The sequence below is a fragment of the Parasphingorhabdus pacifica genome, assembly GCF_054779195.1.
In genome coordinates, this window is record NZ_BAAGYS010000007.1 from 285,832 (window position 1) to 310,471 (window position 24,640).

The following is a 24,640-nucleotide window of genomic DNA, read 5'->3' on the forward strand; positions in this document are numbered from 1 at the left end:
GCGGCCGTTCCGCTGCCCCCATACACAGCGGACGCCGACGCACCCCCGCAACCGTGCCCATCGGGTTCGTAACGAGAGGTCGTTACATCGATACGCAGGGTTATTGATCCGGTCGAGTCCCACGTCAGGGTTGGGTCCGGTTGCCCGGCGGACGCGGTGACCACCTGCCGACCGCCTGCCGGTGCCGCGGTGGCGACGGCCGGTTCCGGCGGCGTCGCGACCGAACGGCCAGCGTGATCTTCTTGACCGTCCGGCCCACGAACACCACACCACCGGCCCACGGGATGAGCAGCACGAACAGCGCCACGATCGCCAGCGCCGCCGCGCCGGTGTGCCCCTGGTCGAAGCCCGCGACACCCGCCGCCCAGTACTGCTGCCACCGCTCGATGGCGGTGCCGAGGTACCTCGGCAGGCGCATCAGGAGATTGGTCACGACCAGCAACAGCACCGGCACCACGATCATCACCCAGGCCGTGACGATGATGCGCACGCGCGGGCGCAGCGCCGCCGTCACCGAACTCGACAACTTGTGCCGACCGGTCAGGCGACGCAGGAGCGGGGCCACGTGGGCGAAGAGGTTCGGCACCCCCACGAGGTCGCCGAGGATGTAGTAGCCGTCTAGTCGGATCAGCGGCAGCATCTGCTGCAGCATGTTCAGGTGGCTGAGCGCGAGGAAAACCAGGAGTGACGGGTTCCCGGTCCACGCGTACAGAGCGGAGAACGCCAGGATGAAGATTGCGTTGAAGTAGATCCCGCCCAGATCCGTGCGCAACCGGCCTCTCCGGTCCAGGCGGTAGGCGTCGGTGACGTTCGTGTAGAAGCACGGGTAGATCAGCAGGATGCCGACACCGATCGCACCCGGCCGTCCCCCACCGTAGTGGCAGCCTGCCGCGTGCCCGGTCTCGTGGAACAACGTCGAGACCACGAGCAGGCCCATCACGGTCAGCACGTGTGCCGGTGAACCCACCGACTGGTGGATCGCCGCGTCGAGCGCCCCCGAGGACACCAGCCACGTGTCGACGGCCACCAGCGTGCACAGCACCACGGCGATCACGATGGGGTGAAACAGTGGCGACAGGAACCTGGCCACGGGTTGCACGTACCGCGCCGGGGCGAGGACCCCGCGCATGACCAGCGCGAGCAACGGATCCGATTTGGGGGCCTTGTCGACGGTCTCCGCGGTGGAGGCGATGCCCAGGCCCTGCAGCTTCTCGTCCACCAGGTAGACGACTCCGGCAGGAGAGATCTGCTTGCCGAGCCGCTCACTGGCCACGACGGCGACCTGCCCGACGTCCCGCTCACCGTCGACGGCTTCGGCGACCGCGTAGAGGACCTGCGAGACGAGCACCATCTGCCCGTCCTCCCGCGCGATCACGTAGCGCGGTTCGGAATACCCACCACCCTCGTACTCGCCGCACAACGAGATGCCGTCGGCGAGTCGCGGAACCAGGTGCTCGTTCGACGAATCCACCTCGGCCTCGGTCACTTCGGACATGGATCCCTCCTAGGACTAGCCGGGAGCGAAGATTCGCCCCCGGCTAGTTGGCACGACTGGTCCCTACGTCACTTCTGGGAAGCGTCCAGGCTCTGGTCGAGCTCCGCGTCCGCGTCGCCTTCGCCGAGGTCGATCGCGATCGCCACGCCGACCTGAACCGGCGTTTGGACGTTGACCCCACCGAGGGCCTCACGTGCGGGCAGCAGCTCTGCCGACTGGCCTGCCAATTCGTCCAGTTCGAGCATGTTGGTCTCCTCGAAGTCCGTTGTTGGTATCCCGGCTGCCCAACGCAAGCAGCTACGCTGAGCAGCCGGGAGCTACTGAGCAGGAGGTCAGTTCTCCTGCGTGACCTCGAGGTCCTGCTCCGCGGTGGCCTCGGCGTCACCGTCGAAGGCGAGTGCGAGGGCAGTGTTCTCGGCGTACACGGCCTGCACGTTGCCGCCCCAGCCGCCCAGGGCCTCGCGGGCCGGCAGCAGCTCGGCGGACAGTTCCTGCTCGGAGATCTCGTACGTAAAGTCCACGATCTTTCTCCTTCGTTGCGTTGGAAATTTCACCGGCGGCTGTGTGCCGCTGATGAGTAGTGAGCCAGAGCGCCGTCACCGGCTCGTCACGCCGGCGTCACCAGGGCAACCGATTTCTCGGATCGTGCCGGACGGAGGACATGTTCGGAGATCGAAACACGTTGGGTTATAGGCGCTCTGAACTGGGAAGAAAGTGTTCTCTTCGGTCGTTTCCGGCGCCACGGAAACTTTTGCTCGCCGAGTCAGGTGAATTGGGGGAGATCTTTCGGAACGATCTTGTCCGGTGCTTTCGAATCGCGTGAAAACGGGCCCCGCGCCGAATGCGCGAGGCCCTATGGGCCAATTCTCGGAACTGTTTTCACTTCATGGCGGCCTCAGCCCGCTTCCGGATCGTCCTCCGCGTCGGCGTCCAGACCGTGCTCGATGGCGTACCGCGCCAGCTCTACGCGGTTGTGCAGCTGCAGCTTGCCCAACGTCGACTGCACGTGGTTCTCCACGGTGCGGTGCGAGATGACCAGCTTCTTGGCGATCTGGCGAGCCGTCATGCCCTTGGCCACCAACCGCAGCACCTCGGTCTCGCGGTCGGTCAGCTGTGGAGCCTGCGTCATCGACCCCGGCTCCACCGCCATCCGCCGGTACTCCCCGAGCACCAGCCCCGCCAACCCGGGAGTGAAGACCGCATCGCCCACCGCCGTGCGGCCGACCGCGTCCACCAGCTCCTCCACCGAAGCCGACTTCACCAGATAACCGGACGCACCCGCCTTGACGGCCTCCAGAACATCGCTGTGCTCACCGCTGGCGGACAGGACCAGCACCTTCGTGCCCGGCACCTCCTGGGTGATCTGCCGGGACGCCTCCACCCCGGAGGTGTCCCCGAGGTTCAGATCCATCAGCACCACGTCCGGTCGCACGGTCCTGGCGATCCGCAGCGCCGAATCGGCGTCCGCACTGGTCGCGCGGACCTCGAAACCGCGCTCGTTCAAGTCCCTGGCCACGCCGTCCCGCCACATGGGGTGGTCGTCCACCACCATCACGGAGACCTTCGGCTCGGTCATCGCTCACTCCCTCCGCGGCGCTCGGTCGATTTCGCAGTGTCGGCCCGGGGAACCCGGACCTCCCACTCGGTGCCCTCGCCCGGTTCCGTGTCCAGCGAGATCGAGCCACCGAGGCCGGCGATCCGCCCCTTGATCGACTTGGCGACGCCCATGCGCCCCTCGGACTCGGCCGCGCGCAACCGCCCGGCCGGAATTCCGGGGCCGTCGTCCCGGACGCTGAGCACGATCTCGTCGCCGAGGTCCTCCAACAGCACCCACGCGTTGGCATCCGGGCCCGCGTGCCGCTCGACGTTGGCCAACGCCTCCCGAACCACCGAGTACAGATCGGCACCCAGCGGCTCCGCCACCGACACCGGCGTCGGCGGGACGGAAACCTCCACCCGCGCGGTGCGCAGCACCTGCAACTTGGCCGACAGGTCCACCGCGGAGTCCGCGCCCTCTCCTGCGGGCTCCGAAGGCGCAGTCGAGACCAGCGCGCGCAGCGCGATCTCCTGCTCACCGGCCAGCCGAGCCAGTTCGGTGGCATCGCCGCCCAACTCGTTCCCGCGGCGCCGCACGCGCGCGAGAACCTGCAGGACGCTGTCGTGGATGGAACGGGCGAGTCGCTCCCGCTCCGCCGTGGCGGCCTCCGCGCGCAACGCGCGGGCCAGCCGTTCGGTCGACCTCCGTGCGGTGTCCGAAGCCAGTCCCACCAGGAGTCCGGCGCCGAGCAGCAGCACGGTGTCCATCCACATGGAATAAGTGGCGTACCAGCGGATCAGGAAGTTGCACGCGGCCGCCGCGACACCGGCGAGCCCACCGCCGAACATCCCCCACTGCGCGGCGCCGGAAAGGACCGCGGACGCGTGGTAGACGGTCACCACCGACGGGGCGTGGATCTCCGTCATCTGGTGCTCGGTCAGGATGAACTCGCTGCTGAGGAACAGCGAGCAGACCACCACCTGGTCCATCAGCACCAGCCGGTTCGTGCGGCCGTCCCTCCTGCGGAAGCGCAGGACCGTGAACACCGTCCAGCCGGCCATGACCAGGATCACGACCGTGGCCAGCACGGGATTCGCGTAGTCGGGCAACTGGTCGAAGTACCAGATCAGCGCGTACAGGAACGCGACGACGCGGAAAGCGCTGTGCGCACGCCAAATCGGTGAACGCCCGTCGGTCACCATGGGTACCTTCGAGGGCTCGGTCTGATCACTCGTCACGGTGCTGCTCCTCTCCGGCGCACATCCTGCCGTAGATCACCCACCGAAAAGACCGCCAGGCTGGGCACCCGCGATAGGCGCCCGGCAGCGAGCGGTGCCGGGCGCCTATCGCCGACCGTGCGCGTGCGCTAGGGGTTCGAGTTGCCGACATCGCCCCCGGACTCGGAGGTTTCGGACTCCGAGTCCGCGCGTGAGCCGGTTTTGTCCGAAGAGGACGGCTCGGAGTTCGCGTCGGGATTGTGCGGTTTGGGCGGTTCGGCCTCGCGAGGTCGATGGGCATCAACCTCGCCGGCGTCGGTCTCGCCGGAGAGCAGCGACCGGACGGCGGAATTGATCACCGCCACCAGCGGAACCGCCAGCAGCGCCCCGATGATCCCGGCGACGACCACACCGGCACTGATCGCCAGTACCACGGCCAGCGGATGCAGCTGTACCGCTCGGCCCAGCAGGAGGGGCTGCAGCACGTTGCCCTCCAGCTGCTGAACGGCCAGCACGATGCCGATCACGATGACCGCCGCGACCACCCCGTTGGTCACCAGCGCCACCAGAACGGCGACCAGACCAGATGCCACCGCACCCACGATCGGGACGAAACCACCGAGGAACACCAGGGCGGCCAGTGGGACGGCCAGCGGGACCCCCACCAACGCGAGACCCACTCCGATACCCAGTGCGTCGACGACGGCCACCAGTGCGGTCGCCCGCACGTAGCCGACCAGCGAAGCGAACCCGCGGGAACCGGCCGCGTCGATCTGGGCACGTGCACCGGTGGGCGCGATCCGGACCACGAACAGCCAGACGCGGCGTCCGTCGTGCAGGAAGAAGACCAGTGTGAACAGTGCCAGGATCAGACCGGTCAGCACATTGCCGAACGTGGAGGCGGTCGACAGCGCCCCGCTGGTCAGCATGCCCTGGTTCTCCTGGATCCACTGCCGGGCCTGGTCGAGGTAGCTGAGCAGCTGCTCCTGTCCGACGTGCAGCGGACCTCGTTCCAGCCAGAGCCGGATCTCGTTCAAGCTCAGCGCCACCTGCCGCTGCAGCTCGGGGAACCCGGTGATGAAGTTGTTGATCACAAAGGTCAGCACGCCGCCCACGAGGCCGAGCCCGCCGATCATCACCACGGCGGTGGCCAGCGCGCGTGGGACGCCCCAGCGCGTGACCTGGTGCACCGCGGGGGCGAGCAGCGCCGACAGCAGGAGGGCGATCGCCACCGGGATCGTCACCAAGCTCAGTCTGGCGAGCGCTGTGCCCAGCACGTACAAAGCGCCGAGGACGATCAGGATTCGCCAGCTGACAGCGGCGGACACGCGCAGCGGTCGCGGGATCGCGGTGGCCGCGTCGTCCCGGTTCGAGGTATCGAGATCGTTCACATCGCCACCGTAGCGCTCTCGGACGACCACGCGGGGCGACCGTGGCGTGAATCGGAGGAAGCTCACGCCACAGCTCGGAATCGGGTTCGTGTGTAACCCGATGTAGCGATGTTGATACGCAGAGGGTGTGCTCGCGGCTTCGGGTTTGACAAAGTCCCCGTCGGCGAAGCGCCGCACGACCGTCCGGTTCGAGCGCGGCAGAGCTTCGCAGGAGAACCCGAGGAGGAGTGGACCCCGCGATGTCCGAACTCGATCAGCAACCGGAGGGTCGGCGCCAGCGGCGCTTCCTCGGCCGCGTTCTGATCGTCGTGGGTGCCACGGTGGCCGGAACGACCGGACTGTGGCCCGTTTCGGACACTGCGATGGCGGGCACCTCCGCGGAAGCGCCGCGACCTCCGCTCGTCGAGAGCACCTCCGTTGTCGGCGGTGACCTGGTACCCGATCTTGCCGCCGAGCGGTTACCGGCGCCCGGTGAGCTCCGCGGAGTGCCGGACGCGGCCCACTCGGAAGAACCCGCGCCCCGGTTCGTCGACGCGGGACCGCTCGGCGGATACCCGGCATCGGAAACCGCCCGTCCGGGCCGGCTGCTGCCCACCCCGGGGTCCGCGCCGATGTTCGCCGATGTGGGAGTAGCGGTCCACGAACACGCGCCGGAATCCGGTGCGGCAGCCGCTATCGCTGGAAGCGAGCGCATCCGGCAACCACGACCCGCCGTGCGAAGTGGAGCGGGCGGACGTGGAACCGCACCACGACACGTGTTGACCACCGCGCCGGTGTCCCCCGGCGCGATCCCGGGTGTCGTCGACCCGCCCCACGTCGACGACACCCCCATCGTTCAGCCCGGCCCGGCGGCAAACACGGCCCCACACGGCCCCGCCCTCCCCTCCGCCGGTGACCGGGCTCTCTCCACCGCGGATGAGAACGCGGAGAACCCGGGCGCGCGAAGGGAACCGGCTCGGAACGCTCCGAGCCGTCCCGGACATCCGTTCGTTCTGGCCGATGCCGGACTCAACGGGTGCGCGTGCTCGATCGACTGGGCGGGACACGGTGCCGTGGCGCACCCGCGCAAGGCCGGACCGGGTAGCCGGGACGGCACCACCCCGGTCGGCCACACCAGCAGCCCAGCCGCGGTCGTCGCGGTCTCCGATGCCCAACCGGGGACCACGCCCGACTGATGCCGCCCGGTGAGAACGCCGAACCAGCACCGGTCCGCACCCGATTCGCGATTCGCCGGTCGAGACCGAGCACAGCACCTGCCGAACCGGTGGACACGCCGGTGCTCGCCGCGTTGAACGCGTTGCCTTTTCCTCCACCGCACAGGGAAACATCCGACAAGGAGAGATCCATGCAAACTTGGGCGAAGCGCGGTGTGCACGCCGCGCTGGTCACCGGGGGCATGCTGGCCGTCGGTTCAGGGGTGGCCTCAGCATCCGGGACCTGCCCGGACGATCCGGCCCCGCCACGGGGAGGATCAGTGCTGCCGCCCGCATTCGACAGTGCGAGCGACGGCACGCCGCGGCACAGCGGTCAGTGCTTCGCGGGGGAGCTCTTCCCGGAGGGCCGGTACGAAACGGGGCGGCACGCTCGGCACGCCGCCGACCAGACAACCGTGTTCGCGGGCACCATCGACCCTGTGCGGGACGTGCTGCCCGTCATCGAGAACGAGACGACGCGGGAAATGCCCGCCATCGTCGATGACGCGGCGTTCGACGCCGCGACGGTCGCCGGGCACACGACGGTTCCCCAGGACGCGACGGTGCCGCTGCCTGCGGTGAACCCCGCCGCCGAACGAACCGCTCCGGTGCTGGAACTGGCCGGTTGGGTGGCGGAGCCGTCCACCGCGATCGAACACCCGGCCCTCGCCCAACCGAGGGGCAGGCACGCGCAACGGCTGCCCGGCACGCCCTCCGACGGATTCCAGCGCTCGCTGAGCTGGGAGGGCGGCATCGGTGACGTGGTGTCCGGCAACCGGGAGAAGGACGAATTCCCCGAAGCCGCGGTTCAGCACGGGCACCAGGGTCACGGCCCGGCTCGATCACCGGGAGAAGTGTTCCTGCCGACGGTCGATTCCGAGCTGGCGCCCCCGTTGGTGACGCCCAGCGCGGATCCGGCCGAAACGGACGCTCTCGTCGCGGCCGACGGCATCATGGACCTCTGGAAGGGCGCACTCGGCCACGGTCCCGGGACCGGCGAGCACGATCTGGGCAGCGCGCTGCTGGACATGGACACCGACCTCACCGCCGGTGAGTTGGCCGGTCCGGAGCACTCGATGCACCGCGTTCCTTGGCCGCTGCTGGACGAGTCGCTGTCGGTGGTACCCCGTGCCCTCGTGCCGAAGCAGGACGCCGTCCCGCTTCGGGTCCCGGGCGAAGCGCTGGCGAAGGCGTCCGAGATTCCGCCGCTGAACGACCTGGTCCTGCATGGTGTGGCGGGGAAACAGCACGCCCGAGCGGACAACCCGGATGTGCACGCGGACCTCCCGCTCCTCGGTCATCTGGAGGCGGAGGACGGCGGTGAGGTGTCGGCACCGGCGATCAGCCGGATCATCGAGGCATTGAGCGGATCGCTCCCGGAGCAGCGCGCGGACGATGAGGCCACCCTGGTCATCCCGAAGGTCCCCACCTTCACCGAGGCCCCGTTGCGGAGTCTCGTCGAGGTGATCTTCCTCGACGACCTGACCGCCGCGCTCCCGGAGCGGCGCCAAGTGACCGAGAACCCGTTCCGGGCCGCGGACGGCCCACGCGCGAACATACCGGGAGAGATGGCGTTGCCGTTGCTCGACGGGCTGCCCGAGATCGACGCGTTCCACGGCGAGACGCTGTCCAGTCCGCTGGACGAGTTGCTGCAGGACCCGGAGGACACGGTGGTGTTCGAGCGGGTCTGATCCACGTGGCGGTCGTGCACGTGAGTCCACGAGGGAATGTGGAACACCGGGCGGGGCGGTGATGTGGACGGATCGGGGCGGGAAGTCCGCGGACTTCCCGCCCCGATCGCGGTTCCGGCGCTGCCCGCCCGGCGCCGGGACTCGACAGACGCGACGGAGCAGGCAGCTCCAGCGGTGCGATGTGCTCCAGCGGTGGGACTCGGCGGGCGTGATTCAGCCGGGAGAAGCGATCTTCGCCATCTCGACGGTCCGCTCCTCGTTCGCCGGTACTTTCGACCGGGGCGAGCGCCAGAAGAGCACGGCCCAGTAGACCAGCAATGCGAGTCCGAAGTAGACGTAGGCATTGCCGATGAAGTGCTCGAACACGTTCCACCGCAGCTCGCGGCCGTTGCCCTGCGGAACCGTCCAGTGCGGTCCCATGGTGAAGATGCCTGCCGCGAGCGTGCTGATCATCAGCACCGGCCAGTCCTGCCGCGAGACGGCGTACCCGATGAGCAGCACCAGTGCCGGAATGGCCCACACCCAGTGGTGCGACCACGAGATCGGCGACATGAGCAGGCCGAGAACGCCGTTGAGCGTCACCGCCATCGGCAGATCGCGCAGCCGGATGGCGTGCGACATCCCCATCACCGCAACGGCGAGCAGCACCAGCGTGAGCACCGCCGAAATCAACGTCACGCTCGGCACGCCCAGTTTGGTCAGCATGGAACGCAGGGACTGGTTGCCCGCGTACACGGAGGCGTCACCGGTGAAACCTGGGCCGAACGACACGCCGCTGGTGGACATGACCTTGCTCAGCCAGAACGTCCTGGCATCGTCGAACGCCAGGACGAGGCCGAGCAGGGCGGTGAGGACGAACGTTCCGAGCGCGGTGAGGATCGGCCGATAGTCCTTGCGCAGCAGGAAGAACAGCAGGAACACCGCAGGCGTGAGCTTGATCCCGGCTGCGAGGCCGATCAGCAGGCCTCGAGGGTAGGGCAGTTTCTTGCCGCCGCTGGTGCGCCACAGGCAGTCGACGGCGACCATCGCCATGAGCACCAGGTTGATCTGCGCGTACGTGATGGTCTCGATCACCGGTTCGGAGATGGTCGCCACGGGCATCGCCGCGGCGGTGATCAGCAGGACCCGGTCGCGGTGGGCGGCCAGGAAAGTCGACGCGCTCAGAACGACGTACAGCGTGGCGAGCAGCGCGAGGTGGCTCAGGACCATGATCATCGCGACCGCCCCGACCTTCGGCACCAGGGCGAGCGGAGCGAACAGGATCGCGGCGAACGGCGGGTAGATGAACGGCAGGCGCAGCCCGGATTCGGTGGCGGGCAGGTTCTCGTAGACGTCGTTGCCGTTGAGCAACGCCTGCGCACCCAGGCGGTACACCTCGCCGTCGATGTGGTCGTGCGGGCTGATGGTCGAGACCAGGACGACCGCGATCAGTTCGGCCACCACGATCACGCTCAGCAGCCCGCGCTGCTGCCGCATCCGTTCGCGCATGGGGCGTCGGGTGGGTATCGGGTCGGCTGCCGTCACCGCTCACCATCCAGTTCGACCTGTGGACACCGGTGTTCCCGGCGACTCGAACCAGCGTAGAACCCCGACTCCCGGGGGCCCGACCTGGTGCGGCGAGTCGCTGCGAATCACACGTGAAGACCACTGGTCGAGCGAGTGGAAAACCTCTTCGCGCGGTGTGTCGCGCAAGCTGCTGACGCTGAGTTATTCGCGGTGCGTAAATACCACCATTACGGGTGGTAGTGATCCCCTTGAATTCTGCCCCTGGAGAAAGGGAGGCTCGACTGGACTGCTCCGTTTGGTGGGGAGGAGGGGGCCGAATGAGTGTCCTCGATATGGCCACACCGTCCCAGTTGCCACCGATCTGGGACGAACTCATCACCGGACTGACCGTAGGAGTTCTGCTCACCGACCAGCACGGCCAGGTCCTCGCCACCAACGACGTAGCGGCGGACCTCATGCAGCTGGACAAAGCGGACCTGCTCACCGGCAACCGGCCCAGCGAATGGGGACTCCGGGACGATACCGGATCCCCGATGCCCGACTGGTCCGACCTCGCCGGTCAAGTGCTGCGCGCGGGAACCCCGCTGTCCACGCCGATGGTCGTCGCCAGCGGAAACCGGCAAAGCAGCCGAATCTGGGCCGACTACCACGCCGTTCAGGTCCAGGGGCGCAGCCGCGTGCTGGTGCTCCTGCAGTCCGTCGACACCGATGTTCCGCACAGCCGGGGATTGCTCGACCCGTTGACCGGGCTGCCCGGCCGAGCCCTGCTGCTGGACCGGCTCGAACAGGCGCTCGTGCGCTCCCGGGTCCGGGGCAACCTGACCACGCTCGTACTCGTCGACATCCAGCGCCTCGCCTCCTTCAACGAGGAGCACGGTTTCGACGGCGGTGACGAATTGCTGACCATGCTCGCGGGCAGGCTCCGCGAGGGAATCAGCGACGATCACACCGTCGCCCGCTACGGCGGGGACGAGTTCGCGATCGTCGCTGAACACCCCAACGGTTCCGGAGAACAGATCGCCGAGCAGGCTCGACTGGTCGCCAGCTGGCCGATGCGGATCGGGCGCAAGCGCATCCGGCCCGGCCTGCGGGTCTCCTGGGTGACCACCGACGGTCAAGCATCGGTGCACTCCGTGCTGACCAGAGCCGAGCACCAGCTCGAAAGCACCGGGTGATGGTTCCCGCGCGTCAACCGCGCCGGAACCACCACCTCCGGTCGATCAGCGATTCGTTCAGCGGTCGACCTTGCCGTCGATGAAGTCCTCGACCGCCTGGTAAGCATCCGAATCGGAGTGCTGCTCGGGCGGTGATTTCATGAAGTAGGAGGACGCGGACAGGATCGGGCCGCCGATGCCCCGGTCCTTGGCGATCTTGGCCGCCCGCAAGGCGTCGATGATGATCCCCGCCGAGTTCGGCGAGTCCCACACCTCCAGCTTGTACTCCAGGTTCAGCGGCACGTCACCGAACGCGCGGCCCTCCAGCCGGATGTACGCCCACTTCCGGTCGTCGAGCCACGGCACATAGTCGGAGGGGCCGATGTGCACGTTGCGCTTGTCCAGATCGCGCTCCACCTGCGAGGTCACCGACTGGGTCTTCGAAGTCTTCTTCGACTCCAGCCGGTCCAGTTCCTTCATGTTGAGGAAGTCCATGTTGCCGCCGACGTTGAGCTGCATCGTGCGGTCCAGGTGCACCCCGCGGTCCTCGAACAGCTTGGTCAGCACGCGATGCGTGATCGTGGCGCCGACCTGCGATTTGATGTCGTCACCGACGATCGGAACCCCGGCCTCGCTGAACTTCCGCGCCCACTCCGGGTCGGAGGCGATGAACACGGGCAAGGCGTTGACGAACGCGACGCCGGCGTCGATCGCCGCCTGCGCGTAGAACTTGTCGGCCTCCTCGGACCCCACCGGCAGGTAGGACACGAGCACGTCGACCTCTGCCGCCCGCAGTGCCTGTGCGACATCCACCGGCTGCTCGTCGGACTCCTCGATCGTTTCCCGGTAGAACAGACCGAGTCCGTCGTAGCTGTGGCCGCGCTGCACCGTGACGCCCAGCGGCGGGACATCGGCGATCTTGGTCGTGTTGTTCTCGCTCGCGACGATGGCCTCGGACAGGTCGCGACCGACCTTCTTGGCATCGACGTCGAACGCGGCGGCGAACTGCACGTCCCGGACGTGGTAATCGCCGAACTGGACGTGCATCAGGCCGGGAACGCGGGAGTCCGGAGCAGCATCGGCGTAGTAGTGAACGCCCTGCACCAGCGATGCCGCGCAGTTCCCGACGCCGACGATCGCTACCCGAACCGCGTCTCCACCGCGACGGTCTGCGCTCATGGCAGAGCCTCCTTCTTGGTCATCTGTCGTGTCCTTGCGATTGCTGCGAGCCGGTTCGGTGTCCGCCGGTGGCGGCCTGCTCGGCTCGTTCGTGCTCGATGATGGAGTTGAGCCAGCGAACCTCTTGCTCGCTGTGGTCCAGACCCAACTTGTGCAGTTCGAGGGTGTAGCGGTCTAGCTGCCGTTCGGAGAGCACCGCTCGGAGGCCGTCCCGGCGCTCTTCGACACGTCGCCTGCGCCCTTCGAGAATGCGCAGCCGGGTTTCGACCGGAGTTCGTGAGAAGAACGCCACATGTACGCCGAAGGCGTCGTCCGCGCACGCTCCGGGACCGCTGTCGTCCACCAGCGTGGCGAACCGCTGCTCACCTGCGGTGGTGATCCGGTAGACCCGACGGGACCGCCTTCCCCAGCTCCGTTCCCCGGAGTCCTCCTCGATCTCGTCGATCAACCCGGCCCGCCGCATCCGGCGCAATGTCGGATACAGCGTGCCGCAGGAGAACGTGCGAAAGGCGCCGAGCGTGCCGTGAAGCCGTTTTCGCAGCTCGTAGCCGTGCATAGGGGCGTCCTGCAGAAAGCCGAGCACGGCGAGTTCGAGCATGCGCACCTCCTCGGTCGGCCGGCGAACTCGCACTCATGTGGTCCGGCTAGGGATTATATCGCCCCGATATATCGAGCACCGAGTTCGAGGTGCCTGCTGTGTGTGTTCATGACATCGCTGGTCGCGGCTTTATTCCAGCCTGCCCTGAACGGCGCATGGAGCATCCGCAAACGGCACGTACCCTGTTGGCGTGCGGACCCAACGGCAAGTGGTGGATTACGCGTTGCAGCGCCGGTTGCTGCTCGCGAAGGTCCACTCGGGCCGAGTCGGGGTGACGGAGGTCTGCGATGCCGACCCGTACCTGCTGCGGGCGGCGAAATTCCATGGTGTGCCCAGCGACGCGACCTGTCCCGTGTGCCGGAAGGAACAGTTGACCGAAGTCGCCTGGATCTTCGGGGACGACCTCAAGCACGCATCCGGGTCCGCGCGCTCTCCCGAAGAGCTCGAGCGAATGGCCGCCATTTTCAGAGAGTTCACAGTCCACGTCGTTGAGGTGTGCCGCACATGTAGCTGGAACCACTTGGTGCAGTCGTACGTGTTGGGGACGGGCGATTTGAGGAGACGCCGCCCCGGACGCAAGACTGCGGCGGAGTGACTCCCGGGCCGAGATAACGGTCCGATCAGCCGCACGGGATGCTGTTACCCCCCGACGTGAACGCATCGCATGGCGTCCGATGACGCCCGTCCTGGAGGCCAACTCGTGAACGACGAGCGTGACGACCGAGCTCGCGGCCGCCATAACCGGCAGCCGTCGGACGAAGGTCGAGATCCCGGTCGACCCGACGACCGAGATGCGCCACCGCAGAACCAGCCTCCCCCGGGCCGGGGTGGACCTCCCCCGCGCCCTCCACAGGGAGGAGGGCCACCTCCGCCGCCCCCGGCAGGGCCGCAGGGCGGGCCGCCGCCACCTCCTCAAGGTCCGCAAGGTCCGCAGGGTGGCCCGCCACCTCCGCCCCAGCAAGGCGGTCAGGGCGGACCGCCGCGGCCCCAGCAGCCTCCGCAGCAGCCGCCCCAGCAGCCTCCGCAAGGACCTCCGCCCGGTCAGCCGCCGCCAGGTGGCGGTCCGGCGCGCCCGCCCGCGCAGCCGCCGGGGCCTCCGGCGAGTCCGCCCACGGGACAACCGCAGTGGCCTGCTGCCGGTCCGCCCGACGAAGGCGCCGCGGGCGGTCCCGAGCAGGGGTCGCGATCAGCCGGCTCGTCGCCGTGGCCGGAGTCGGAACCCGAGCAGACCGGCGCGTGGTCCCCATCGTTCGACGACGACGATTCGGCCGGGCAGCCCGGCGGCGGTGGAGGCCGCCCGCTGGATCTGCCCACCACGTACAACCGGCCGCCTTCGAACTCGTCGGGCCAGCCGGGGCCGTCGGGCCAGCCAGGGCCGCAGGGCCAGCAGGGCCCGCAGAGCCAGCAGGGCCCGCCCGGACCGCAGGGGCAGCCCGGCCAGCCCGATCAGCCGGGTCAGCAGTCGACTCGCCAGGTCCAGCAGCCCCCGCCGGCTCCGCCGGGTTCGCAGTCGACCCGTCAGGTGCAGCAGCCGCCGCCCCCGCCGGGACGGCCGCCGCAACGGCCACCGCAAGGCCCCTCGCCCGGTGAACAGCCCACCGAGCACCTTCCGCAGGCTCGGGATGACAACCGGGGTGCGTCGGACCAGCGCGGTGCCGGCGCGGCGGGTGCCGCGGGCGCGGCTGGTGCGGCTGGTGCCTTCGCCGCCGGCGCTGCCGGTGCGGGCGCTGCCGGTGCCGCTGGCGCTGCGGGCGCTGCGGGCGCGGGTGCAGGCGGGACCGGGTCCGCAGGAAGCGGTGACGACCCGGACCGCGAACCGGGTCTGCTCACGCACGAGGCGTCACACGCGGGATACGACTACTACGCCTCCAACGACTACGCCTCCGCCGACTACGACTCGTACGACGACTACGACTACGACGATTACGACTCGTACGACGATGACGACAACAACGGCTACAGCGACCCCCGCGGTTACCGCGAGGGGCCGTTGGACGACGACCCGGACGATGAGATGAGCGCTGCCCGAGCACGCAAGCGCAACCTGTGGCGACGTGTTCGCCGCAGCTGCTACGCCGCTACCGCGGCCGGCTTCCTCGCCGTGCTCGCGCTCTGCACCTACGGGTACTTCACCTGGCAGGTCCCCAACCCGGACGAGATCGCGGCCGAGACGAACCAGACGGTCACGATGAACTTCTCGGACGGCTCGGAGTTCTCCCGCATCACGCCCAAGGGCGGGGCGAAGACGATGATCCGCGACCTGCACGCCGAGGTCGCGCAGCCGATGATCGACGCCAGCATCGCCGCCGAGGACGAGAGCTTCTACAGTAACCCCGGCTTCTCAATCCGAGGCATCCTCAACGCGGTGTACAACCAGCTCACCGGTGGTGTCGGCGGTGGTTCGACGATCACCCAGCAGTACGTGAAGCTGGCTCTGGAGAAGGACGCGCCCACTTACACCCGGAAGATCCAGGAAGTGGTAATCGCCTTCAAGGTGACCAACCAGCAGCCCAAGGACGAGATCCTGCGGGCCTACATGAACACCGCCTACTACGGACGCGGTGCCCACGGCATCCACGCGGCGGCCGAGGCCTACTTCGGGAAGCTCCCCAAGGATCTCACCCCGAGCGAGTCGGCCCTGCTGGCCGGTGTCGTCCAGCTGCCCTCGGGCAACGACCCCCGGGAGAATCCGGAACGGGCGCAGGACCGGTGGGACTACGTCTCCCGCCGCATGTACGAGACGCAGGCCGTGTCGAAGGCCGACTACGACGCCATGGAGATGCCGCACACCCGCGACCGGTTCGCCTGGCGGGGTGACGGCCTCACACCCGCGGTCTACGACATCCGCAGGCAGGCCCTGCACGAGCTCGAAAACGCGGGCTACGACCAGAGCAGGCTCGCCCGGGGCGGGTACACCATCACGCTGAACATCGACTCCAAGGCGCAGGCTGCGGCCGAGAAGGCCGTCAACGACGTCACCCAATCACAGCCGGAGAACCTGCGTTCCTCGCTGACCGCGGTCGAACCCGAAACCGGCAAGGTGCGGGCCTACTACGGCGGCAGCACCGAGGTCGGCGGGCTCGACTACGCCGCCCAGCCCCAGCCACCGGGCTCGTCGTTCAAACCGTTCGTCGTGATGGCCGGTCTGCGCGAAGGCGTCGGCATCGGAGAGGTCTACGACGGTTCCACCCCCCAGACCATCATGGGGACCGAGTTCGCCAACGCACGTGGCGTGGAGTGCAAGATCCCTACCCACTGCGGTGTTCGCGAGGCGATGACCGAGTCGGTCAACACGGTCTTCGTGAACATGCTGGCGAAGATCGGTGCGAGCAAGGTCGCCGAGACCGCGCACGCAGCCGGTATCCCGAAGGAGTACGGACAGCCGACGCTGCAGAGCGATGACGGCGCCGTGCACGCCGGTATCGCGCTGGGGATGTATCCGGTGAAGCCGATCGACATCTCCACTTCGTACGCCTCGTTCGTCAACGGCGGCATGGCCCTCGACTCCAAGTTCGTCGAGAAGATCCACAACAACGAGGGCACGGTCGATCTCAGTGCCACGGTGGACAAGCCCGCCTTCTCGGAGGACGAGAGCGAGAGCAACAACCTCGCGGCGAACCTGATCGAAACGCTCACCGATGTCGCGGATGCCGCGAAGCTGAGCCTGGACGGTGACCGCCCGGTCGCGTCGAAGACCGGTACGCATCAGCTCGGCGACACCGGGCACAACGCGAACGCGTGGATGGTGGGGGCGACTCCGCAGATCTCCGCCGCCGTGGCCATCCAAGCCCTCGCTCCGGACGGAGGTCCCGCCCCGCTGCAGACCAGCGCAGGCGCGGACGTCTACGGCAGCGGGCTGCCCGGGGACGTTTGGCAGCAGTTCATGAATGCCTACCATGAGGGCAAGGACGTCAAGCAGCTGCCGAAACCGTCGAAGAAGATCGGGCAGTGGGAAGACGTTCCGCCCCCGCCGCCGCCGTCGGAAACCCGGCCGTCGGAGCCGTCGCAGACCGCCCCGCCATCCGATTCGGAGAGCCAGGAACCGACTCGTCCCACGGAGAGCGAGTCGAGTGAGGACCCGACCGAGGAGACCTGCGGTGGATGGCTCAACCCGTGCAGTTCCGAAGACGACGAGTCGCAGGAGAACGGTGCGGACGGTCCGAACGCGGTGCCGACCCGGACTCGTGAGTTCGGGTAGCCCATGAGCGCTCACGGGCGCCGGAACAACTGAAAACGTGAACCGCCGAGGGGCATCGGTGCACTGTCCGCAGTGCGCCGATGCCCCTCGACTTTCCTCGCGGAGTGGCGCGTTCGTCCCCGGCACCCGCCGATCGGCGCCCGTTCCGCAACACGTGGGATGCCGTGTGGGAGGGCACCGGTGCGACTAATTTCGCCCGGACCTCTCGGAGCCGATCGACGGGACGGCCGTTCGCCGGAGCCGGTCCCCGAGGCCGTAGCATCCGGGCGTGTCCTCCTCGTCCGAGCAAGCCGACACCGGGGCCGATTCGTCCCGGTCGAGCAGCGGAGAACGCTCCGGCGCGGATGTGGATCGGGATTCGCTCACGCCCGCCGACCGGGCCGTGCCGACCTGGACCGAGCCGCTCGCCCAGCGGCTGAGCCGCCCCGTCGGCGGGCCGCTGGGGCGCCACGCCCAGGTCGGCAGGCAATGGTTCTGGACGCCGCTTCGGGTGGTTCTGCTGCTCGCCGCGCTGACGCTCGCGGGCGGATGGCTGTTCAAAGCGCCGTGCCTGCAGACCTACGAAACCGAGCAGGGGACGCAGCTCGACTGGCGAGACGGCCACCAGTACGTCGCGATGTGCTATTCGGACACGATTCCGCGCTACGGCATGGGAGATCTCGCGCCCGACGGCGTGTTCCCGTACATGACGCCCTGGCAGGGAGATCCGAACAATCCGGACGAAGAGGTCCGGTACATGGAGTATCCGGTGCTCACCGGGGTTTTTCAGTGGTTCAACGCCAAGATCGCCGACGGCTGGCTGACGTTGGCGGGCGGGGGCTGGCTACCCGGCGGTGTGGCCGCGGTCGTCTACTTCAACATCACCGCGTTCTGGCTGTCCGGGGCGTGGCTGGCCACGGTGTGGGCGGTGATGGCCCTGCTGCGCAGGCGGGTGTGGGACGCGGCGCTCGTCGCGGTCGCTCCGTTGGCCTTCGTGCACGTGTTCACGAACTTCGACGCGCTGGCCACAGCACTGTCCACAATAGGCCTGCTGGCCTGGGCGCGCCGTAGACCGCTGCTCGCGGGTGTCCTCATCGGACTCGGCGGGGCGGCGAAGCTGTACCCGCTGTTCTTCCTGGGGCCCATCCTGTTGTTGTCGTTGCGCAGCGGCCGAACGGCGGCGGGGCTGCGTGCGCTGCTGGGTGGTGTCGGTGCGTGGTCGGCGGTGAACCTGCCGATTCTGGCGTTGTCCCCGGCGGGTTGGTCGGAGTTCTTCCGGTTCAACAGTCTGCGACCCGCGGACCCGGACTCGATCTACCACGTGCTGTCCTATTTCACCGGTTGGCCGGGTTTCGACGGTTCGCTGAATCCGGGTGAGGCGCCTGTCGTGCTCAACGTGGTCAGCGCGGCGTTGTTCGGACTGGCGTGTGTCGCCGTGGGCTGGCTCGCCCTGGCCGCTCCCACTCGTCCACGGGTCCCCCAGCTGTGCTTTCTGGTCGTGGCGGCGTTCCTCCTGACCAACAAGGTGTGGAGTCCGCAGTATTCGCTCTGGCTGGTGCCGTTGGCCGTGTTGGCGATCCCCCGCTGGCGGTTGCTCCTCGCCTGGATGACCCTCGATGCCCTCGTATGGGTGCCTCGGATGTACTACTACCTCGGCACCGCGAACAAGGGGCTCCCCGAAGGTTGGTTCCTCGGGGCCGTGGTGATCCGCGACGCCGCGGTCGTGGCCCTGTGCGTGCTGGTGGTGCGCGAGGTGCTGCGGCCCGAGCGGGATGTCGTGCGGGTCTCCTGCCTCGCGCGCGGGATGCACTGCGGGTCCATAGTGGATGATCCGGTCGGTGGCTTTCTGGATGGCGCCGAGGATCATCGCCGCCTGTCGGGTCTCGCCCGTTGGGGGCAGACATACCGGAACCAGCGGGCGGAACCGCACGCATCGCCCTAACTTTCTTGAGGAGACGATCGTTTCCTCGAGGAGGTTGCACATGGGTGCTCGCCGGAACACCGCCTTGCTGATCAGCGCAATGGCGGCGGCCACTGTCGCGGCCGTGCCCGTCGCGCAGGCGGAACCACCCGCACCGCTGCAGGTCAAGCTGGGCGAGGTGAGTTGCAAGGATCTGTCCGGACTGGCCGAGGCGCTGCCTCCGATGAGCGCCTTCGTCGAAGACCCGAGCAACACGGCCACCGTGCACGTGGCGATGCGCGCGGACAACGCCGAACGGTCGGTGCCCTATGAGGTGACCGTCGACGGTGAGATCAGGAGCAAGGGTTACGTCGGCGTGGGTGGCCGAGTGATCTCCGACGTCATCGTGCCCAACTCGTCGAACACCCACGTGCAGGTTCGATCCAGGGGCGAGGTCCTTGCCGAGCGCATGTACCGGACCCGCTGCTGAGCAGCGCGCAGGAACCGGCCCGCGCCACTCACCCGGCGCGGGCCGGTTCGCCGAGCGGTCGTGCCGAAATCCGACCACCCGGCGGGTTCGTCCCGTCGACGTTCGCCCTGGCCGAGAGAAACGCCACGAACAGCCCGACGAGCAGCGCCGCCCGGCCCCAGACACCGATCATCAGCGCCTGGGCGGTGAAACCGTCGTGAATGCCGTTGGGTAGACCGCTCATGTTCAGGTACATCCAGTGGAAGATGCTGATGCCCATCGCCAGGTCCGCGAGGAAATAGGCCACGATCCAGCCCCAACGCACCGAGACGAGCACGAAGAACGGCAGCAACCACAACGTGTACTGCGGTGAGTGCACCTTGTGCAGCAGCATGAACGCGCACAGCATGGCCGCGCTGACCTGGATCCACGGGAACGTGCCCGACCTCTCACGGATCCGCCAGCCGATCCAGCACGCCAGCGCGCACGCACCGAGCACCAGAGTGGGCGAGACCATGCTCATGGCCTCTTGGAACGACTGCTCGTCGGTGTGTCCTCGGAAAGCCCAGTACCAGATGGAGTTCGTGCTCAGATCCACCTGCCGGTTCGACTGGAACTCGAACGAAGCCGCCCAGCCTTCGAAACCGGCCACCGCGAACGGAAGGTTGGCGACCACCACCGTGGCGATGGACGCGCCGACGACGCGCAACGCGCCGGGAACGTCGAATCGCCTCCCGGCGGGAAGCTCGGCCCCGCCAGGGCCTCCAGCGAGGACGTACAGCGCCAGCGGCAGCACGAACATCCCCGGATAGATCTTGAACGCGAATCCGATGCCCAACAAGACCGCGGCCAGGGCCGATCGTCGGCGCAGCGGAACACGCCACCGGTGCATCACGAACACCGCCGCGGTCGCGCAGGCGATCACCGGCAGGTCCCAGTTGTGGAAGGCGTACAGCACCAGCGGCGGACCGAGCGCCCACAGCAACGCTCGTCGGCCGCTGAGCCGTCCCAACCACCACGCCACGGCCAGGCCGAACGGGGCCATGAGCAACGCCGACGCCGCCAGGTAACCGGCATCGGTGTCCACGAAGATCGCGCCGGCCCAGATCAGCAGGCCGGAGAGCACCGGGTACTCCACGACCCCGCCGTAGAGCGACCCGTCCTCCTCGATCCCCCCGTGCACGTACGGGAAGACGTGCCGGTCGATGTCGCGGCCCAGCCACAGGTTCTGAATATCGGAGTAGCACGCGTCGCGGTAGGCGCGTTCCTGGTAGGCGGGTTCCGACCTGCCCCATTCGTCGAATTCCGGCCCGGTGCAACGGGCCTTGTTCGCGTAACCGAACGCCATCGTCAGAGCTGTGAGCGCGCACAGCAGGACCAGGCCGGCAATGGTCTTCCGCCGTCCCGATCGCCCCGGTCGGAGAGAGAGGAACGGGGACGCTGCTTCCCTGATGGTGCCCTCCGGAGTGCTGCGGCCGGGCCGTGCCGTACCGGCCGGTGCTGAACGAGCCGTTTTCGGGGACGGTGTACCGGCGCCACCCGCAACGGAGGGAGCCGATCGTCTCGTGCGGGCGGTCCGGTTCACCGAGACTGGATCACCGAGACTGGATCACCGAGACGGGTTCACTCTTTCACGCAGGTAGTGGATGTCGGCCGCCTGTCCTTCCGCAGGCGTCTCGACCACCACCGGGGCTCCCGCTTGCGCGCACACCGACACCAGCAGATCGGGGTCGATGAGTCCGGCGCCGATGTTGGCGTGCCGGTCGCGGGAGGAGTCGAACTCGTCGCGGGAGTCGTTGAGGTGCACGAGGTCGATCCGCCCGGTGATCGCGAGAACTCGTTCGACGATGCCGGAGAGTTCTTCACCCGCCGCGTAAGCGTGGCAGGTGTCCAGGCAGAACCCGACGCCGAAGTCACCGACGGCGTCCCACAGGCGGGCGAGCGATTCGAAGCTGCGTGCCATGGCGTTCGTCCCGCCCGCGGTGTTCTCGATCAGCAGCGGAACCCCGAAACCACCCGCGTCGGCCTGCCGCTCGAACAGTTTGCGCCAGTTCTCGATGCCGGTCGCGGGGTCGTCGTCCTTGGTGACGTGGCCACCGTGCACCACGAGTCCGCGGGCGCCGACCCCGGCGGCGGCCTCGGCGTGCTGGGCGACGATCTTTCGGGACGGGATCCGAATCCGGTTGTTCGTCGACGCCACGTTGACCACGTACGGGGAGTGGATGAACACGGTTCGATCGCCGGTCCTGAGCTGTTCGGCCTGTGGATGGGGTGCGGGCTTCTTCCAGCCCTGCGGGTCGGCGAGGAAGAACTGCACGACTTCCGCGTCCCGTTCGGCGGCGGCCGACAGCGGGTCTTCGTCGCGGACGTGGGCCCCGATGCGCATGTGCCGGAGCCTAGATGACGATTCCCGGATGTGTGGGTCCGACGCCGTTGCTGGTGCGTACGGCGTTGGCGGGGATGGCGGTTCCCCGTGGGGCGCCGACGTTCGCCGCACGCGGGCGATTCGCCGAACGCCAGGTCCCGGCCAGTCCTGTGCCGGTTCGGTGCACCGTGGATCTCCGCGTCTCGGGCGCGGAGCGTGGTGCACCGTCGGGTAACTTGCCGATAGCGCGTCACCTACAAGGGTGTTGATGCGTTGTTCACTTTGACACTGTGAACGGGTTTCACGCTGATAAGTGGTACCGGGGAGGGGCCAATGGAGGCCGAAACGGTCGAGACGGGTTCGACGCGAGAGCATTCCGCCACCCGACGCAACCCGCTGATCAGGGGGAACAACATGCGGCGCGCGGTCGCCACCGGAATCGTCGGGGCGGCGGTCACGGCCAGCACGCTGCTCGGGGCGGGCAGCGCGGCGGCGGAAGGCTCCGTCGTGCTCCGGGAATGCACCGGTGAAACCGAGAGCACCGCGTTCGACCAGTCCGTCATCGCGGGCCCGCAGGCTCTCGACGCGAAGGTCGAGCAGGCCATGCTGCTGGTGTACCCGTTGCAGTTCGACCGGGCCGCGCAGGCCCGGCAGGAGTTCCTGAACTCCGGTCCGGTGCCGATCGGCACCGTCACCGAGGAGCAGCAGACGTTCGCGGGCCAGGATCTCGCGGATGCGTTCACCGATCAGCTGAGCACGTTGCCCGCAGCGGGTGACCGCGGCGATTCGGTTCACACCCACGTGCGAAACCTCGCGGCCATCGGCTGCGTGGGTGGTGCGCGCGTGCCGGGACAGGAGCCGCCGCCACCGCCGCCACCGCCGCCACCCGAGCCGGAGCAGGAGCAGGAACCGGCTCCGGAGCCAGCGCCGGAGCCGACCGAGCAGCCGGAACCCTCCACCGAGACCTCGGAGACGGCGGTGCCCGGCACGACGTCCGGCGCGCCGTCCACGTACGGTGCGGCCGCGCCGGTGCGCGTGCTGCCGCCCGATTACCAGCACGTTCCCGGATCGTTGCCGCCGTGGGCCGACACCCGCTTCGGCGAAGCTCCCGGCATGTCCCCGGAGATCGGCGACCTGCTGCGGCAGTCGGAGGAGCAGCAGCGAGCCGAGGACCAGAAGCGGGACGCCGAGGTGCGCGCCGCGGGCAACGCCGAGGCGATGCCCACGCCCGCCTACCAGGGCAACCGGGTCGAGCTGCCGGTACTGCTCGCGGCCATCTCGTTGGCCGGTGTCACGGCGGCGCTGGTCCGCACCTGGGTGCTGCGGCGCAGCTGACGGCAGGACTCGGCCTCGACGCCTCGGCGGGCGGTATCCGGCACCGCGGACCGAGCCCCGGGTGGAGACCGCCGGAGTCCGAACCGGCCCTTTCGCAGGTCGCCTCCGGCGGCTTGTTAGCCTTGACCGGTTCGTCGACGTGACGACCCTCCTGCCACGGAGAGTCCGTGGCCGTGAGTCCACAGGAGGTGAGTGGTCTTCATGCGTCATTATGAGCTCATGGTCATCCTCGACCCGAGCCAGGACGAGCGCACTGTCGCTTCGTCATTGGAAAACTTCCTCAAGGTCATCCGAGAGGACGGTGGCAGCGTCGAGAAGGTCGACGTCTGGGGCCGTCGTCGGCTCTCCTTCGAGATCAACAAGCACGCCGAGGGCATCTACGTCGTGATCGACCTCAACAGCGAGGCCGCTTCCGTCAAGGAGCTCGACCGCCAGCTGAACCTCAACGAGTCGGTTCTGCGCACCAAGGTGCTCCGCCGGATCGTCGAGCCGCGCAAGGCGGCACGTACCGCCCGCGCGGCCGCCAAGGCGACCAAGCACGCCAACCGCACCGAGGTGTCCGCCTGAGCTGGTGATCGGCGGCCCGTGAACGGGCCACGATCGCTGGAAAGGTGAACCCGCATCAAGGAGACGGAGTCCCCAGGCGATGGCTGGTGAAACGGTAATCACGGTGGTCGGCAACCTGACGGCCGATCCGGAACTGCGCTTCACCCCGTCCGGTGCGGCGGTCGCGAACTTCACTATCGCTTCCACGCCCCGGACCTTCGACCGCCAGAGCGGCGAGTGGAAGGACCAGGAAGCGCTGTTCATGCGCTGCAACATCTGGCGGCAGGCCGCGGAGAACGTGGCGGAATCGCTCACCCGCGGCATGCGGGTGGTCGCGCAAGGTCGGCTGCGCCAGCGCTCCTTCGAGACGAAGGAGGGCGAGAAGCGCACCGTGGTGGAGCTGGAGGTCGACGAGATCGGCCCCTCGCTGAAGTACGCGACCGCGAAGGTCAACAAGGTCAGCCGTAGTGGTGGTGGCTTCGGCGGAGGCAACTCCGCTCCGTCCGCTCCGGCCGACGACCCGTGGGGTTCCGCTCCGCCTGCCGGCTCCGGTGGCGGGTTCAGCGACGAGCCGCCGTTCTGATCGGCGCACCCACAGACTCGACAGAAGTTTTCAGGAGGAAGACCGATGGCCAAGGCGCCAGTGCGCAAGCCGAAGAAGAAGGTCTGCGTGTTCTGCAAGGACAAGGCCGCGCAGAGCATCGACTACAAGGACACGACGCTGCTGCGGAAGTACATCTCCGACCGCGGCAAGATCCGTGCCCGCCGCGTGACCGGTAACTGCAGCCAGCACCAGCGGGACGTCGCGATCGCGGTCAAGAACGCCCGCGAGATGGCGCTGCTGCCCTACACCTCGACCGCTCGCTGATCCAGAGAGGAGACACGTC

At 68.2% G+C, this 24,640-nt stretch carries 23 protein-coding genes; 11 read left to right on the forward strand and 12 right to left on the reverse strand.

Features of this window, described 5'->3' with window-relative positions; translation table 11 throughout:
- Positions 1-124: 124 nt before the first annotated feature.
- From ACYVAN_RS10755 to ACYVAN_RS10780, 6 genes are all read right to left on the reverse strand, one after another.
- Positions 125-1,495, reverse strand: coding sequence for a hypothetical protein (locus tag ACYVAN_RS10755; protein WP_460958327.1), 1,371 nt, complete (start codon positions 1,493-1,495; stop codon positions 125-127).
- 68 nt (positions 1,496-1,563) lie between these two features.
- Entirely contained in the window at positions 1,564-1,740 is a 177-nt protein-coding gene (locus tag ACYVAN_RS10760) for a hypothetical protein (protein ID WP_460958329.1), read from the reverse strand.
- 87 nt (positions 1,741-1,827) lie between these two features.
- Positions 1,828-2,016: a hypothetical protein gene (locus tag ACYVAN_RS10765; protein ID WP_460958331.1), complete on the reverse strand. Its 189-nt coding sequence runs from the start codon at positions 2,014-2,016 to the stop codon at positions 1,828-1,830.
- Between the two features lie 374 nt (positions 2,017-2,390).
- Complete coding sequence (locus tag ACYVAN_RS10770; protein ID WP_460958333.1) at positions 2,391-3,071, reverse strand: response regulator; 681 nt, start codon at positions 3,069-3,071, stop codon at positions 2,391-2,393.
- Positions 3,068-4,270, reverse strand: coding sequence for a MacS family sensor histidine kinase (gene macS / locus ACYVAN_RS10775; RefSeq protein WP_460958335.1), 1,203 nt, complete (start codon positions 4,268-4,270; stop codon positions 3,068-3,070). Before macS ends, ACYVAN_RS10770 begins: the two co-directional genes overlap by 4 nt.
- A 128-nt stretch (positions 4,271-4,398) precedes the next feature.
- Positions 4,399-5,640, reverse strand: coding sequence for an AI-2E family transporter (locus tag ACYVAN_RS10780; RefSeq protein WP_460958337.1), 1,242 nt, complete (start codon positions 5,638-5,640; stop codon positions 4,399-4,401).
- Positions 5,641-5,879: 239 nt separating this feature from the next.
- Here ACYVAN_RS10780 and ACYVAN_RS10785 point away from each other — a divergent pair, with 239 nt between their 5' ends.
- Positions 5,880-6,815 (forward strand): hypothetical protein, encoded by a 936-nt coding sequence (locus tag ACYVAN_RS10785; protein WP_460958339.1) that lies wholly within the window; start codon positions 5,880-5,882, stop codon positions 6,813-6,815.
- 170 nt (positions 6,816-6,985) lie between these two features.
- Entirely contained in the window at positions 6,986-8,524 is a 1,539-nt protein-coding gene (locus ACYVAN_RS10790) for a hypothetical protein (RefSeq protein WP_460958341.1), read from the forward strand.
- Between the two features lie 213 nt (positions 8,525-8,737).
- Here ACYVAN_RS10790 and ACYVAN_RS10795 read toward each other — a convergent pair whose 3' ends face one another.
- Complete coding sequence (locus ACYVAN_RS10795; protein ID WP_460958343.1) at positions 8,738-10,048, reverse strand: glycosyltransferase 87 family protein; 1,311 nt, start codon at positions 10,046-10,048, stop codon at positions 8,738-8,740.
- Positions 10,049-10,347: 299 nt separating this feature from the next.
- Between ACYVAN_RS10795 and ACYVAN_RS10800 the strand changes: the two genes are divergently transcribed.
- Positions 10,348-11,205: a GGDEF domain-containing protein gene (locus ACYVAN_RS10800; RefSeq protein ID WP_460958346.1), complete on the forward strand. Its 858-nt coding sequence runs from the start codon at positions 10,348-10,350 to the stop codon at positions 11,203-11,205.
- Positions 11,206-11,262: 57 nt separating this feature from the next.
- On the opposite strand, the gene ACYVAN_RS10805 is transcribed toward ACYVAN_RS10800, so the two are convergent.
- A complete protein-coding gene (locus tag ACYVAN_RS10805) occupies positions 11,263-12,363 on the reverse strand; it encodes an inositol-3-phosphate synthase (RefSeq protein WP_460958348.1) in 1,101 nt (366 codons plus the stop codon).
- A 19-nt stretch (positions 12,364-12,382) separates the two neighbouring features.
- On the reverse strand, positions 12,383-12,961 hold the full coding sequence (locus ACYVAN_RS10810; protein ID WP_460958350.1) for a PadR family transcriptional regulator: 579 nt from the start codon (positions 12,959-12,961) through the stop codon (positions 12,383-12,385).
- Between the two features lie 190 nt (positions 12,962-13,151).
- Between ACYVAN_RS10810 and ACYVAN_RS10815 the strand changes: the two genes are divergently transcribed.
- Positions 13,152-13,556 (forward strand): DUF5318 domain-containing protein, encoded by a 405-nt coding sequence (locus tag ACYVAN_RS10815; protein ID WP_460958352.1) that lies wholly within the window; start codon positions 13,152-13,154, stop codon positions 13,554-13,556.
- Between the two features lie 591 nt (positions 13,557-14,147).
- On the opposite strand, the gene ACYVAN_RS10820 is transcribed toward ACYVAN_RS10815, so the two are convergent.
- Entirely contained in the window at positions 14,148-14,522 is a 375-nt protein-coding gene (locus ACYVAN_RS10820; protein WP_460958354.1) for a hypothetical protein, read from the reverse strand.
- On the opposite strand from ACYVAN_RS10820, the gene ACYVAN_RS10825 reads away from it, so the two are divergent.
- The 3 genes from ACYVAN_RS10825 (at position 14,484) to ACYVAN_RS10835 (ending at position 19,528) form a co-directional block, all read left to right on the forward strand.
- Positions 14,484-17,159: a transglycosylase domain-containing protein gene (locus tag ACYVAN_RS10825; protein WP_460958356.1), complete on the forward strand. Its 2,676-nt coding sequence runs from the start codon at positions 14,484-14,486 to the stop codon at positions 17,157-17,159. The two genes, ACYVAN_RS10820 and ACYVAN_RS10825, sit on opposite strands and share 39 nt — an antisense overlap.
- A gap of 268 nt (positions 17,160-17,427) precedes the next feature.
- Positions 17,428-19,080: a glycosyltransferase family 87 protein gene (locus ACYVAN_RS10830; protein ID WP_460958358.1), complete on the forward strand. Its 1,653-nt coding sequence runs from the start codon at positions 17,428-17,430 to the stop codon at positions 19,078-19,080.
- A gap of 40 nt (positions 19,081-19,120) precedes the next feature.
- Entirely contained in the window at positions 19,121-19,528 is a 408-nt protein-coding gene (locus tag ACYVAN_RS10835; RefSeq protein ID WP_460958360.1) for a hypothetical protein, read from the forward strand.
- A 28-nt stretch (positions 19,529-19,556) separates the two neighbouring features.
- On the opposite strand, the gene ACYVAN_RS10840 is transcribed toward ACYVAN_RS10835, so the two are convergent.
- Entirely contained in the window at positions 19,557-20,855 is a 1,299-nt protein-coding gene (locus ACYVAN_RS10840) for a glycosyltransferase family 87 protein (protein WP_460958362.1), read from the reverse strand.
- Between the two features lie 261 nt (positions 20,856-21,116).
- On the reverse strand, positions 21,117-21,893 hold the full coding sequence (locus ACYVAN_RS10845) for a deoxyribonuclease IV (RefSeq protein ID WP_460958364.1): 777 nt from the start codon (positions 21,891-21,893) through the stop codon (positions 21,117-21,119).
- 312 nt (positions 21,894-22,205) lie between these two features.
- Between ACYVAN_RS10845 and ACYVAN_RS10850 the strand changes: the two genes are divergently transcribed.
- From ACYVAN_RS10850 to rpsR, 4 genes are all read left to right on the forward strand, one after another.
- A complete protein-coding gene (locus tag ACYVAN_RS10850; RefSeq protein WP_460958366.1) occupies positions 22,206-23,207 on the forward strand; it encodes a hypothetical protein in 1,002 nt (333 codons plus the stop codon).
- 201 nt (positions 23,208-23,408) lie between these two features.
- Positions 23,409-23,774: a 30S ribosomal protein S6 gene (rpsF, locus tag ACYVAN_RS10855; protein WP_460958368.1), complete on the forward strand. Its 366-nt coding sequence runs from the start codon at positions 23,409-23,411 to the stop codon at positions 23,772-23,774.
- A gap of 79 nt (positions 23,775-23,853) precedes the next feature.
- On the forward strand, positions 23,854-24,336 hold the full coding sequence (locus tag ACYVAN_RS10860; RefSeq protein ID WP_460958370.1) for a single-stranded DNA-binding protein: 483 nt from the start codon (positions 23,854-23,856) through the stop codon (positions 24,334-24,336).
- Between the two features lie 45 nt (positions 24,337-24,381).
- Entirely contained in the window at positions 24,382-24,621 is a 240-nt protein-coding gene (gene rpsR, locus ACYVAN_RS10865) for a 30S ribosomal protein S18 (protein ID WP_009948341.1), read from the forward strand.
- The last annotated feature ends 19 nt before the right edge of the window (positions 24,622-24,640 follow it).